This window comes from Paractinoplanes lichenicola (assembly GCF_016785085.1).
Lineage (GTDB): Bacteria > Actinomycetota > Actinomycetes > Mycobacteriales > Micromonosporaceae > Actinoplanes > Actinoplanes lichenicola.
This window is the reverse complement of the sequence record NZ_JAENHO010000011.1, coordinates 164,561-177,571: the sequence shown is the minus strand read 5'-3', so window position 1 is coordinate 177,571 and position 13,011 is coordinate 164,561. Positions and strand designations below refer to the sequence as shown.

Sequence of the window (13,011 nt, the reverse complement as noted above, 5' to 3'; positions counted from 1 at the left end):
GGTGCTTAGTTGCGCTGTCCTATGCGTAGGACGGTGAGGTAGCGGCGTACTGCGTGGTTGTCCATGTGTGTGCGAATGCGGTCGGCAACGGCGTCCAGCAGGGGTTCGCGGACGTCGGCGGGCAGTCGGCGGTAGGGCGAGTTCGATCGCAGGTGGTCGGCGAAGCCCTGGCCGTCGAAGTGTTGCTCGGTCGGATACCAGCGGACGATCGTGGGTGCGAACAGGTCGTGCAGGGACTGATCGGAGTTGCGCACTTCCTGCTCGACCGGCGGGTGACCCCAGTCGGGGTTGCCGGGGGAGTAGCGCTCGTGCAGGTCGGCCGTCTCGGCGTACACCTCGGGCTCGTCGGGGCGGCGGATCACCACGTGGCCCAGCAGGGCGAGCCGGCCGCCAGGGCGTAGCACGTCGTGTGCCTTGCGCCAGCCGACGGCCGGGTCGACCCAGTGCCACGAGGAGGCGGCGACCACTGCGTCGAAGCGGCGCGAGCCGGCCTCCCACTGCTCGAACGTGGACTCGATCACGTCGGCGCCGGCCGCTTTGAACGTCGGTTCGGCAAAGTCGGTGCGGACGGCCTCGGACGTGGGTTCGACCGTGCCGGCGCCGGCGGCTCCGGGCCTGGGCTTGATCACGTCGAGACGAGTCTTTTTGCGAGCGAGTGCCGCCAGCGCGTGGCCGGGTTCCAGGGCGGTCACCGTGAAACCGCGCGCCACCAGGGGCACGGTGGCCTGGCCGGTGCCGGCGCCCACTTCGAGCACCGGTGAACCAGGGTGCAGACCGGCCAGCGCGGCCAGGTCGTCGAACAGGGCCTCGGGGTAGCCGGGGCGGACCCGGTCGTACAGGTCCGGCACGTCGTTGAACAGGTGTCCGAGGTTGGCCATGCCGCGCATTATCCCGTGCGTGCGCTACGGCCTGGGGTTTCGCCCAGGCCGGCACGTGACCCTCGGTTCTGCCTCGATGCTCTTGTTCGAGATGACGATTCGTACGGGTTGATGGGTTTCAGTCGAGGCAGAACTCGTTGCCTTCGGGGTCGTTCATGACGATGAAGCCGGCGCTGAGGGGCAGGTTGGGCTCGGAGCGGCTGACGCGCTTGGCGCCCAGGGCGACCAGGCGGTCGCATTCCTTCTCGAGGGCGGCCATGCGGTCGTCGCCGTCCAGGCCGGGGGCGGCGCGCAGATCCAGGTGCAGGCGGTTCTTGGCCACCTTGTCCTCGGGGACCTGCTGGAAGAAGATGCGCGGGCCGGTGCCGTCCGGGTCCTCGAGGGCGGAGGCGGAGTTGCGGCGCGCCATGGGGACGTTGTTCTGTTCGAGGAAATCGTCCCAGGCGTCAAGCGGGTCGGTGCCGGGCTCGACGGTGACGCCGGGCGGGCCGGGGTGCACATAGCCGAGCGCGTCGCGCCAGAAGATGGACAGCGTTTTGGGGTCGTGGGCGTCGAAGGTGACCTGGATCGTGCGGCTCATCGGGTGGCCTTTCGGAGGTGGAGGTCGCGCAGCAGGCTGACCTCGGACAGGTGGTGGATCAGTTCGCGGTGGATGTGCAGGACGAGCGTGGCCATCGGCGCGTCGGGGTAGGGCTCGGCCGGACCGCACGGTTCGCGCAGCCCATCTTGTTCGAGGTTGCGCACTCCGGCCAGCCACACGCCGATCTGCTCATCCAACTGCGCGAGAGCGTCGTCCGCGGTGGCGGCATAGTTCCATTTCTCGTACGAGGCCTCGGGCGCCCCGAAGTGAGCGAAGTTGCGCACGGCGAGCACTCCGACGATGACGTGCCCGAGGCGCCACGCGATGGTCGTGATCGGGGCCGGGACGGGCTCCGGGTAGGCGAAGTCGATCGTGTGGTCGCCGCTGCCCGCCTGCATCGGGGCCGTCGACGTGCCGCGGGGCCGCACGCTCCAGGTGTCGGGGGCGGGTTCCCAGAAGTATTCGTCGTCGGTCAGGCCGTTCAGTCTTGCGCGAAGGTGGTTGTTCCAATGCCATTCGAGTTGCTCGCGCAGTGTCTGGTTCCAGTCGAAGCCGTCCATACGCACACCCTGACACGGAACGAGGACAGGATCGGTCCGCGATGTCTGAAAGAGTGTGCGCGTGGACGACATGGGGACGACCGAGCGGGTCCTCGCCCTGCTCGGGCTGCTGCAGCAACGCCGGGTGTGGACCGGGCCCGAGCTGGCCGAGCGACTCGGCGTCACCACGCGCACGGTTCGGCGCGATGTTGAGCGTTTGCGCGTGCTGGGCTATCCGGTCAACGCGGGGCAGGGCGTGGGCGGCGGGTATCAGCTCGGGGCGGGTCAGGCGCTGCCGCCGCTGCTCTTCGACGACGAGGAGGCCATCGCCACGGCCGTCGCGCTGCTGGCCGGGGCGGAGAGCGGGGATGCCGCGTTACGGGCGCTGACCAAGCTGGACCGGGTGCTGCCGTCCCGGCTGCGCCATGAGGTGCGGGCGCTCGCGGAGTCGGTTTCGTCCTTCGGGGGAGGCCGGCCGGCGATCGACTCCGAGGCGCTGATGACGCTGGCCCGAGCCTGCCGCGACTCCGTGCTGGTCCGTTTCGTCTACGCGGGTCGGGGTGTCGGCGGTCGAGGCGTCTCAGATGACGGGGGCACCGAGCGGGAGGTCGAGCCCTACCGTCTGGTGGCCTCGGATCGGCGCTGGTATTTGCTGGCCTTCGACCTGGGCCGCGACGACTGGCGGACATTTCGCGTCGATCGGATGTCGGAAATATCGGAGAAGTCGTGGCGGTTCAGGCCGCGGGAAGCGCCCGATGCGGCCGAGTTCGTGCAGGAGAGCGTGTCGAGCCGCGTTTACCGGTATCAGGCGCGGTTTCTTGTGCGGGCGAGGGCGGAGACGATTCGGGCGTTGATCCCGGCTTCGGCGGCGGTCGTGCGCGCGAGGACGGACACGACCTGCGAGGTGCTCAGCGGGGCGGCCGACCTCGACTTCATCCTGATGCACATGGTGCTGCTCGGTCACGACTTCGAGGTGCTCGATCCGCCGGAGTTGCGCGGGCGCTGCGCAGTGCTGGCCGACCGGCTACGCGCGGCGGCCGCCAGCGCATGAAAAAGCTACGCGCGCCAGCAGTCACCAGCGCATGACGAAGCGACGGCGCGCCGCTGCCGTCACGAGCGTATGACGAAGCGACTGCACGCCGTCACCAGGTCATGACTACGGCGGTGGCCGCGTCGCGGACGTCGGGGTCGGGGTGCCGCCGCAAGGAGCGCAGCCGGTCGCGCCACTCGACGGGCCAGCCCAGCCGGTAGCCGCGCCGGGTCAGGGCCACCGCGAACAGCCCGTGGGCGAGGCCGCCGCGCTGCTCGAAGTCGGTCGCGCGGACCAGTTGCGCCCCGGCGTCGAACATCGACTCCACGCGGGTCAGATACGAGGTCAGCGTCTGCGCGGCATGGTAGGCCACGATCGGACGATCCGCGCAGCGGTCGGCGACCTCGTCCAGCACGTCCGAACCGCCCAGCGCGACCATCATCTTGAGCGCCGGCGTCAGGAACCCGTCCCGGTCGGCCAGCGAGCGCGCGGCGGTCAGGGCCGGCCCGCGGTCGACGGCGGGGTCGGCTCGGGCGGCCCAGGTGTCCACCGCGTCGGCCAGGTCGTCGAGGCGTTCGCGCCACGGGCGGTCGCGCTCGGCGCTGCCCGGGTCGTCGGTCGCGTCGGCGTCGGTCAGGCGCTGCCACACCGTCTCCAGCCCGCCCGCGTGCAGGGTGCCGACCAGCGCGGCGGTCTCGTACCGGTTCAGGTAGGCGTCGAGGTCGGTGAGCCGGTCGACGACCAGCCCGGTGACGTCGCCGAGCCAGGGCGCCCAGTCCGGCACCAGCGCGAACGCGACGGCGCGGATCAGCTGGTCGTCGCTGCGGCAGGCCGCGTCGACCAGCGCGGCGAACCGGGCCCGGTAGCGCTCGGCCATCCCGCCCGGCTTGCCCGCCAGCACGGCCTGCCGCTCCTCCCGGCTGCCCGCGATCCCGGCCTCGAGAATCGTCCAGCTCTCGGCGGCCCACAGCCGGGCCCGCGCCGCCGCGATCAGGGCCGCGCGCACGTCCCGATGCTGACCTTCCGTCCCGTACGCCGTCATGAGCGTCCCCATCGACGCCGGCGGCCCGAACTGGCTCAGCAGCCGCGCGGCCTCCTTGCGGCTGGTCACCTTGGCCCGGCCGAGCAGGATCGGGTCGAGCAGCGCGGGCAGGCGCGACGGCGGCACGAACCGGGCGGCCCGGCCCGCCGCGTACATGGCGACCCGCGCCCGGTCGTCGCCGGCGTGCGCGAGCAGCGTGGCCAACGCCTGTTCGGGCCGGTCGGTCCACACCAGCGCGCCCAGCGCCGCCTCGGCCAGCACCACGTCGGACGATTCCGCGTAGCGCAGCGCGATCGCCGAGCCCAGCACCGGAACCCGGGCGGCGGCCTGGATCGAGGCGGCCCGCTGATGCCGCGTAGCCCCGGTGTCGTCGGCGATCCGCTCGTGCAGCTGGACGAAGACCGCCTGCTGGCGAGGCAGCCACCGCTCGCAGAAGTCCGGCCACGGCGGCACCCAGCGCACGCCTTCCTTGAGGAACCGGCCGCGCGGGGTCCGGTTCAGCACCCGGTCGAGCAGGTCGGTGCGGCTCCCGCAGAGGGTCCGCCAGACCGTCCGGGATTCGGCCACGATCGACGGGTCGACGTCGAGCACTTCGGCCACCCGTACGGGCCGGGCCCGCGGATCGGCCAGCCACAGCTCGGCCGCCGTGCGATGGACCGAGGGCACGTTGCCGGGGGCGATCGCCGAGCGCAGCAACGCCTGCAGGCCGTCGACGTTCCATGCGCGCTTGCCGAGCGCCCGGGTGAGGGCGAACAGCGGCTCGAAGAAGCCCCGGTCCATCCCGGCCTCGGCCCAGCCCCGCAGCCGGTCGAAGACCATCACCTCCTGGCCGCGGCGCAGCGTGCGGTCGAAGCGGCCGAGCATCGGCACCGACTTGCCGGCCGCGGTCAGGTCGATCGTCAGCAGCGCCCAGTCGCGCAGCGCGGGCTCGTCGACGTGCTGCTGCAGCACGCGGACGGCCAGCGCGCTCAAGGCGGCCAGCGACTGCGCGGAGGCGTCGCGGGCCTCGACGGCATCGGTGGTGAGCCGGGTCAGCCGGTCGGCGGTCGCCGGCGTCAGCAGCGGCGCGACGTGCGCCAGGGTGAGCAGCACGGTCGAGCGCACCGGGTCCTGTTCGTTGCGCAGCCGGCCGAGCAGCCCGAGGGCCTCGGTCACCGCCTCGGGGTCCCGCGAGCGGCGGGCGGCGTCGATGAGCTTCGCGTACGCGTTGGCCCGCTCCGCGGCGTCACCGCTGCCGGTTGCCTGCACGATCGCGTCGCGGGCCTCCGGCCACGGCAGATAGGCGCTCAGCGCGCGCATGACCGACTCGTTGCCCCGGGCGAACGGGCGTGTCATCTGACGGCGGGCCTCGTCTTCCCGTACGGCGTGGGGCAGCAGCTCCATCGTGAGCGGGTCGAGCGTGCTGCCGGCCGAGCCGACGGTCCGGTTGTGCAGGGCGGCGCGGCGGCTCGGCGGCAGGGCGGCCAGCAGGTTCGCGTATCCGGAGCCGTCGCGGACCCGCTGGGCCAGCGGCAGCAACTCCGCGTCGGGCAGCGCGGCCAGGCGGCTCGTCAGGGCACGGGGCAGCGGCCGGTGCGCGATCCAGTTCGCGCGCGGCGCGGCGGCCAGCAGGGCGGCCACCCGGCGCGGGTCGTGGGCGGCCAGCACCCCGTACCGGGGAAGGTTTCCAGGCAGATAAGTCTCGGGGCCGTGCCGTTCCAGCAGGTCGAGCACGCCGGCCGGGTCGCAGTGCAGCACGGCGTGACCGGCGCGGGCCCAGATGCGGGCAGCGCGCTCCGGATCGGCCGCCTCGAGCTGCGCGGTCAGGTGGGCCAGCAGCACGGCCGGGTGGCGGCGGGCGACGGCCGTGAGGTTGGTGGCGTGGTCGAGGCCGGGCAGGGCCGCGCGGACGACCTCGGCGCCGCAGGCGGGCAGCAGGGCGGCGGCCTCCTGATCCCCGTACGCCTCCCGGACGCGGGGGAGCAGCGCATCGGCCGCGGCGGGGGCGTCGACGCGACGCAGCGTGCGATAGATCAGGCGACGCTCGGTGACGGGACGGTCGAGGTCAAGCTCCGCGGTCGTCAGCACGCTCTGCAGGGCCCGGGCGCGCAGGGCCGCGTCGGGGTCGGTCAGGGCCAGCCGCACCTCGTCGGTGGCGCTGGTGACCTGGGCCGCGGTGAGGGCCAGCGAGCGCTCGTACGGGCCGGCGGCGCGCAGCTCCGCGCAGACCTCGGCGCGATCGGGGGCCGTGCGGGCCCATGCCGCGACGCGAGCCATCCTCACCCCGTACGGGAAAGGGTCGAGCGAAGCGAGAAGATCCCCCGTGGACTTGAGCACGACTCCAATTGTCGCCCAGTCGATCAAGAGGTTTTCGGCGGATGATGGTGGCCATGACCGATGACGCTCAGATGCAGCCGCTCGACGAGGACTGGCAGCGCGCGCTCGCGATCGTGGCGCACCCCGACGACCTGGAGTTCGGCGGGGCGGCCGCGATCGCCCGCTGGACGGCCCAGGGCAAAGACGTGAGATACGTGCTGCTGACCAGCGGCGAGGCCGGCATCGACGGCATGGACCCGGCCGAGGCGGGCCCGCTGCGCGAACGGGAGCAGCGGGAGTCGGCGAAGATCGTCGGGGTGTCGCACGTCGAGTTCCTCGGCCTGCCCGACGGGGTGCTCGAGGGCGGGGTGGCGCTGCGCAAGCTGCTGGCCCGCTCGATCCGCGAGCACCGGCCCGAGATCGTGATCACCAACAACTTCCGCGACAGCTGGGACCCCGACGGCGCCGCCCTCAACATGGCCGACCACATCGTGACGGGGCGGACCGTGCTCGACGCCGTCCGCGACGCCGCCAACCGCTGGGTGTTCCGCGACCTCGAGCAGGAGAAGTGGGACGGCGTCAAGCAGGTGTGGGCGGGCGGCTCGCCCCGCGGCCGGCACGGCGTCGACATCACCGGCACGTTCGAGCTGGGCGTGCGGTCGCTGGAGGCGCACGACGCCTACCTGCGCGGCCTCGGCTCGGGCGACTTCGACGCGGAGGAGTTCCTGGAGGGCTTCGCCCGGCAGACCGGCGCGCGGATGGGCGTCAAATACGCGACCGGTTTCGAGGTGTTCCGCTTCGACCTGTTCTAGTAGGTCAACTCCAGGACGAACCATTCGCCCGGGCCGGTCAGCGTGAGCGGGCCGCCCGGGTGGTAGGCGACCGCGCCGTCCTTGGCCAGCTCGGCGATGACGTGGGGGCGGTCGCTGAGGTCGAGCTTGCGGGCCTCGTCCGCGCCGACCTCGACCGTCCACACGCTCACATGCGGGTGCGCGATGACCGGCAGCCGCCCGTCCGCCGTGGCCGGGCCCGGCCGCTGCCCCTCGACGCTGCGGTCACCGGCCCCGATGTCGCGCGGCTCGGGCAGGCTCTCGCCCAGGTCTTTGAGCTCGACCAGCCGATTCTGATAGAACCGCTGCCCGATGTTGGTCAGCCGGTGCACGGGCGAGAGCGGCCGATAGACCGAGCCGCCGCGATACTCGTTCAGAAAGCGCGGCTCGCTGCCGTCCAACCAGTCCATGCGGGCCTCGGAGCCCGAGATCGAGAGCACCACGTACGGGTTGTGGTGCAGATGCCACGGGTGGGTCTCGCCGGCCTGCAGGGCGACGTCCCACACGCGGACGATCTCGTTGTCGAGCAGCACCGCCTGCCCGACATCGTCAAGAACAACACGCTCGCCGGCAGGGGAGTGCACAACCTGACCTTTCACGAGCACCACCCCACCATCCGATGTAGTCGATGTCAAAAAGCGTCCTGGGCGATGCGGGCGAGGGTGCGCAGGCCGATGCGGGCCATCGGCGGGTTGGTTTCGGCGTAGTACCAGGGCAGGCCCATCGCCTGGACGAAGGCCCACGCCTTGCCGCGCTGCCACTCGAGGTCGGTGACGTTCAGCGCTTCGCGCAGCGTGCGGCGGGGGCCGGCTTCCAGGAGGTGCCAGGCGCCGACCAGTTCGAGGGCGGGGTCGGTGGGGGACAGGCCGCCCACGTCGAGGACGCCGGACAGGTGGCCGTCGGCGGTGAGCAGGATGTTGCCCGGGATCAGGTCGCCGTGGGTCATCGTGTCGGGGGTGTCGCCGCGGGGGAGTTCGCGCAGCTCTTGCCAGAGCGGGCGCTGGGCGGGGTCGTGCTCGAGGCAGATCTCCAGCCACTCGTCCTGCGACTTGAGCTCGCCGCCGCGGCCTTCGCCGGAGAACGTGCGGCCGTGCGTGGGCAGGGACCGTACGGCGGAGATGAACTCGGCCAGGTCTCGCGCGAAGTCGTCACCGAGGGCCTCGTCAGTGACGACCACGCCCGGTAGCCACGTCTGGACCGCCCAGGGCAGCGGGTAACCGGGGCCGGGCTCACCGAGCGCGACCGGTTCCGGGGTGGCGAACCTCGTACGGCCGAGCAGTTCGCTCGCGGCGGCGGCCTCACGCTCCAGCCACTCGCGGGCGCCGGGGCGAGGCCGCAGCGGGAAGCGGAGCGTGTACGTGTCGCCCAGCCGGAAGATCGCGTTGACCGTGCCCTGGGTGTCGAGCGCGCGCAACGGCAGGTCACGCCACTGCGGGAACTGGGCGTCGACCAGTGCGCGAACCGTGGCGAGCGGAATGTCGAGCTGATCGGCGTGCATGCGCTCGTCAGAGCTCGTTGCACGTGTTGCGCACGTCGACGACCAGCTGCGCGACCCGGCTCAGGTTGAAGGTGACGACCGCCTGCTGCACCTGTTGCGCCTGCGCGGCCAGCACCCGGTAGTCCTCGTCGGCGTTCCCGGCCGCCTGGGCGAGCGCGATGGCGCCGCCGAGCTGGTAGGTGGTTTGGTCGGTGAGCGTCTCCGGCTGCCAGGTGTCGGGCACCCGCTCGAAGACACCGCAGGCCGCGGCGGCGTCGGCTTCGGCGTCGTTGCCGCCGCCGCCGCCCACGAACGAACTGGCCGCCCAGAGGATGCCGACGATCAGGGCGCCGGCCAGCACGCCTACGCCACCGGCGAGCAACAGCCGCCGCGAGCCGTTGTCGGTTCTCGGCGGCGCGGCCTCCTGCGGGCCGGGGACCTCTACGCCCTGGTTGGGCCAGACACCGGCGGGGTCCGGGGCTGCGACCGGCGCGGGCGCGGCTGCCGTGTGAGGTGATGCGTCGCCTTCGGCTGGGGCTTGGCCGCTCGCCGCCGGGGTGGCTTCGGGCGCCGGCCGCTGCCAGGGGTTCTCCGCCGCGGGCTCGGCCGCACCCGCTGCCGGGGGCGGAACCGATGCGGGCTGAGACTGCTCGGGCGGCTGCGGCGTCGTCATAGCCCGAAAGAATTCCATAACCGACCGAACCTGGTCACTCCCGCACCGAAATCCCACCCGTGTCCCCAGCGAACCGGGCCGATAGGGTTTGCAGCCGGCAGACAACGGGGGCTCAGTGGTGGTGGACCAAGCGACTCGGCGCCGGCTGCCGGGTGGTGGCACCGCGGTGGTTGCGGTCCTGCTCGGGCTGCTCGCGTTTGCGGCCGACTTTGTGGACGGGGCCGCCGGTCGGGTGATGGTCGCGCTGACCAGCAGCGGCTTTCCGTGGGGCCTGGCCGCTTTCCTCGCCGGATGGGCGACGCCGGTCACTGACCGCGGTGCTCGCCGGGCCGTGGGGCGGGCCACGGCGCTGCTGATGACGGCAACCCTCGTCTACTACTCGCTCATTCTGGTCGGCACCCGCCGGTGGCTGGCGGGCGGAGCGGTCGTCGACGGGCTGCTCGACGTCGGAACCATGACGGCCGTCTGGTTGACGGGATCGGTCGTGGCCGGCGCAGTGCTCGGATTTCTGGGCTGGCTCGTGAGGGGCAGCGCTGAGGCGTCGGGCGACGGTGCTTGTGGCGGCCTCGCGACGGCTGGTCCCGCGACGACTGGCCGGGGCGCAAGGGCTGCGGCGGCGCTAGGTCTGGCCTGCGGGTTGCTCTCCGGCGACGGCTGGGCCCAAGCGTTTCTCGCGCCCCCGGGGCAACCGCTCACGCTTCACTTCGGGTTCTCCGCCTACGCCGCGGGGCAGAACCTCATGATCGGGCTGCCCGTTGTCGTCCTCGTGTGGCTGGCTACCGCTCATCGGTTGTGGCGGGCGTGGCCGGCCCTGCTGGGCGGCGCGCTCGTGGCGTCGCTGGTGAGCGGGGCCGGATGGTTACTGTTCCAGCAGGCTGTCCAGTATTCGGTCCAGGGCCGCGCGGTCGTCGGCGGACAAGCCGAGCGTGTCGTCCAGGGTGGCCGCCTCGGCGGTGGCGGCGTCGAGCAGCCGGGCGCCCTCCGCGGTCAGCCGCAAGCTTTGCCGGCGGCGATCGGCCGGATCCCGTACGCGCTGAATGGCCCCTCGCTCGGCCAGGCGATCGGCCAGCAGGACCACCAGGCTGGGCGCCACCCCGAGGGCCGCGGCCAGCTCCACCTGCGACTCCGCGCCGCGCGAGCGGAGCAGGCTGAGCAGGGCCACGTGTTTGGGCTTGAGGTCCAGGGCCGCCAGACGCGCGGCCAGTGACGCCTCGTGGGCCGCGCCCAGCAGGGCCAACCGGAACGACAACGTCTCCAGCGGAGTGCTTGCCATGCGGCCACCATAGCCGCGCGCAATGATTCAGGTGGTTAACGGTCAGGCGGCGACGGGCTGCGAGCTCGCCAGGTGCACCTCGTGCACCTCGACGCCGTCGCCGCCGCGGCGCTTGGCCTTGTACATGGCCGCGTCGGCCAGTTCGACCACGGAGGGCAACGTCGAGGCCGGGCCGCCCGCCACGCCGATACTGAGCGTGGCCGGGCCGTCGAGGGCCCGGACGGCCTCGGCCATCCGCTGCGCCACCTCCCGGCCCAGCGCGTTGCCGAGACCGGGCAGCAGCACGGCGAACTCGTCGCCGCCGAGCCGGGCCACCAGGTCGTCCGCGCGGACGAGCCCGGACAGCGACTCCGCGATCGCCCGCAGCGCGGCGTCACCGGCCGCGTGCCCGTCGGTGTCGTTGATCTGCTTGAACTTGTCGGTGTCGATCACCAGCACGGTCGCCCACATGTCGGCGCCGCCCTCGTAGCTGCGCACCGCCGCGTCGAACGCGCGCCGGTTGGCCAGCCCGGTCAGTGGGTCGACCCAGGCCTCGACGCGCAGCTGCTCCATCGAGCGGATGGTCTCGACCGAGTTGAGCGTGCGCAGCCGCTGCTGCCAGAGCGCGACCGCGAGCGTCCGGCCGTACGCGGTGCCGGCCGCGGCCACCGACGACCCCAGCGCGGCCAGCAGCTGCGCGTGCGTGTGGTGGTGGGCCGCCGTCAGCACGACGCCGGTGTCCGTCGGCAGCGCGGCGATGGCCTGCTCGATCACCTCGAGCGCCTCGTCGAGCGCACCCGAGCGGCGCAGCGCGACCGCGTGGAACGGCCCGGAGAAGGCGAGCAGCAGCGGGCTGATCCCGTGCGCCCGCAGCCGGCCCAGGTAGTAGCCGATCTCGGTGGCGGCCGCGATCGGGAGCTGCCGGTCGGCCATGGCGCACGCCGCGGCGAGCAGCGCGTAGTCCGACCAGACCTCGGCGTCGGGGCCCTGCGCCTCCTCGGCCGCCCGCTTGCCGTACTCCTCGGCCCGGGTGGTGTGGGTCTCGGCGGTCGCGCCGTCGCCGACCTGGTAGAGCTCGAGCGCCCAGACCAGGTGCAGCTCGGCCAGGTTGATCAGCCACATGGCCCGGTTGCCGTTGGCCGGCCCGAGCTTGGCGCTGAGGGCGTACGCGGCCTCGTAGTGCTGACCGACGAGCTCGTAGAGGCGCAGCTCGTAGAAGGCGATGGCGATGGCGACGCGCGCGTTCACGGCGGCCACCGGTTCGGTCTCGTCGAGCACGAGGCTCTCCGCCGTCACCAGGTCGTGCAGCACGCCGTCGAGGTCGTAGGGGGCCGCCTGGGCCTCACCGATGCGGGAGCGGGTGCCGGCCCGGGAGGCCAGCGCGGCGGCCCGCCAGCCCGGCGACGCCTCGGTCAGCAGCATCCGGTCGACGGCGTCCTCGAAGGCGGGGATGTCGCCGAGCACGTTGAAGGCGATGACGCGGACGAAATGCAGGCAGGCGTGATCGCCGTCGACGTTGCCCTCGTCGTCGACTTCGGCGTCGCCGAGCAGCACGTCGGCACGGGCGACCGCCTCGACGGCCTGCCCGGCCTGCGCCTGCTCCAGCAGACGGACCACTTCCTGTACCGGTTGCATTGCGCCTCCTGGCCTTGCTATCGGCCGGATGACGCGTGACTTGCGGATAAGGCGCCGGTCTTGCGGAAGAATCAGCGCTCAGCGAACCGGTATTCGACCTCGGGCCGGCCCGGTCCGCCGTAGCGGGGACTGCGGTTGACCTGTCCGGTTTCGGCCAGGTGTTCCAGATAGCGGCGCGCGGTGACGCGGGAGGCGCCCATCCGCGCGGCCACCTCGGCCGCCGACAGCCCGGCCGGCCCGCCCGGTTGCGCCGCCCGCAGCACGCCCAGGATCAGGTCGAGCGTGCCCTGGTCGAGACCCTTGGGCAGGGTGTCGGGGGAGGAGCCGCGCAGCGCCGCGAACGCGCGATCGATCTCATGCTGCGCCGCCACCTGCTCGACGCCGCGCATCTGCTCGCGATACCGGGCGTACCCGAGCAGCTTCTCACGAAATGTAGCAAACGTGAATGGTTTGAGCAAATAGTGCGTTACGCCCAACGAGACGGCCGAGCGGACCACCGTGAGGTCGCGGGCCGAGGTCACGACCAGCACGTCCGTGCCGATGCCGGCCGCGCGCAGGGCCCGGGTCAGCTCGAGGCCGTTCATGTCGGGCAGGTGCAGGTCGAGCAGCACCAGGTCGACCGGCGTCGCGCGCAGCGTGGCCATCGCCCGTTGCGCGGTGTGCGCCACACCCGCCACTTCAAAACCTTCAACCCTTCCCGCGTACGCCGCATGAGCGTCGGCGAGGAGCGGCTCGTCCTCGACGACCAGGACGCGGATCGCGCTCACGGGACCACGACCG

At 72.5% G+C, this 13,011-nt stretch carries 12 protein-coding genes; 2 read left to right on the top strand and 10 right to left on the bottom strand.

The window, feature by feature from the left end; genetic code table 11:
• Nucleotides 1-5 precede the first annotated feature (5 nt).
• The 3 genes from JKJ07_RS34570 to JKJ07_RS34560 all read right to left on the bottom strand — a co-directional run bounded on the left by JKJ07_RS34570 (nucleotide 6) and on the right by JKJ07_RS34560 (nucleotide 2,018).
• A complete protein-coding gene (locus JKJ07_RS34570; protein WP_202996155.1) occupies nucleotides 6-878 on the bottom strand; it encodes a class I SAM-dependent methyltransferase in 873 nt (290 codons plus the stop codon).
• A gap of 118 nt (nucleotides 879-996) precedes the next feature.
• The gene (locus JKJ07_RS34565) at nucleotides 997-1,458 is read right to left on the bottom strand and encodes a VOC family protein (RefSeq protein ID WP_202996154.1); all 462 of its coding nucleotides are present in this window, start codon (nucleotides 1,456-1,458) and stop codon (nucleotides 997-999) included.
• Complete coding sequence (locus tag JKJ07_RS34560; RefSeq protein WP_202996153.1) at nucleotides 1,455-2,018, bottom strand: DinB family protein; 564 nt, start codon at nucleotides 2,016-2,018, stop codon at nucleotides 1,455-1,457. The genes JKJ07_RS34565 and JKJ07_RS34560 overlap by 4 nt, the downstream gene beginning before the upstream one ends.
• 70 nt (nucleotides 2,019-2,088) lie before the next feature.
• Here JKJ07_RS34560 and JKJ07_RS34555 point away from each other — a divergent pair, with 70 nt between their 5' ends.
• A complete protein-coding gene (locus JKJ07_RS34555; protein ID WP_202996363.1) occupies nucleotides 2,089-3,048 on the top strand; it encodes a helix-turn-helix transcriptional regulator in 960 nt (319 codons plus the stop codon).
• A gap of 91 nt (nucleotides 3,049-3,139) precedes the next feature.
• Here the strand turns inward: JKJ07_RS34555 and JKJ07_RS34550 are convergent, their stop codons facing one another.
• Nucleotides 3,140-6,385: a hypothetical protein gene (locus JKJ07_RS34550; protein WP_202996152.1), complete on the bottom strand. Its 3,246-nt coding sequence runs from the start codon at nucleotides 6,383-6,385 to the stop codon at nucleotides 3,140-3,142.
• 53 nt (nucleotides 6,386-6,438) lie between these two features.
• Between JKJ07_RS34550 and JKJ07_RS34545 the strand changes: the two genes are divergently transcribed.
• Nucleotides 6,439-7,176: a PIG-L deacetylase family protein gene (locus tag JKJ07_RS34545; protein WP_202996151.1), complete on the top strand. Its 738-nt coding sequence runs from the start codon at nucleotides 6,439-6,441 to the stop codon at nucleotides 7,174-7,176.
• Here JKJ07_RS34545 and JKJ07_RS34540 read toward each other — a convergent pair.
• The 6 genes from JKJ07_RS34540 to JKJ07_RS34515 all read right to left on the bottom strand — a co-directional run bounded on the left by JKJ07_RS34540 (nucleotide 7,173) and on the right by JKJ07_RS34515 (nucleotide 12,998).
• A complete protein-coding gene (locus JKJ07_RS34540) occupies nucleotides 7,173-7,793 on the bottom strand; it encodes a cupin domain-containing protein (RefSeq protein ID WP_202996150.1) in 621 nt (206 codons plus the stop codon). The genes JKJ07_RS34545 and JKJ07_RS34540 overlap by 4 nt on opposite strands.
• A 32-nt stretch (nucleotides 7,794-7,825) precedes the next feature.
• A complete protein-coding gene (locus tag JKJ07_RS34535) occupies nucleotides 7,826-8,692 on the bottom strand; it encodes a phosphotransferase (protein ID WP_202996149.1) in 867 nt (288 codons plus the stop codon).
• A gap of 7 nt (nucleotides 8,693-8,699) precedes the next feature.
• The gene (locus JKJ07_RS34530) at nucleotides 8,700-9,344 is read right to left on the bottom strand and encodes a hypothetical protein (protein WP_202996148.1); all 645 of its coding nucleotides are present in this window, start codon (nucleotides 9,342-9,344) and stop codon (nucleotides 8,700-8,702) included.
• Nucleotides 9,345-10,203: 859 nt separating this feature from the next.
• Nucleotides 10,204-10,617: a MarR family winged helix-turn-helix transcriptional regulator gene (locus tag JKJ07_RS34525; RefSeq protein WP_202996147.1), complete on the bottom strand. Its 414-nt coding sequence runs from the start codon at nucleotides 10,615-10,617 to the stop codon at nucleotides 10,204-10,206.
• Nucleotides 10,618-10,659: 42 nt separating this feature from the next.
• On the bottom strand, nucleotides 10,660-12,231 hold the full coding sequence (locus JKJ07_RS34520) for a GGDEF domain-containing protein (RefSeq protein WP_202996146.1): 1,572 nt from the start codon (nucleotides 12,229-12,231) through the stop codon (nucleotides 10,660-10,662).
• 71 nt (nucleotides 12,232-12,302) lie between these two features.
• On the bottom strand, nucleotides 12,303-12,998 hold the full coding sequence (locus tag JKJ07_RS34515) for a response regulator (RefSeq protein ID WP_202996145.1): 696 nt from the start codon (nucleotides 12,996-12,998) through the stop codon (nucleotides 12,303-12,305).
• Between the last annotated feature and the right edge of the window lie 13 nt (nucleotides 12,999-13,011).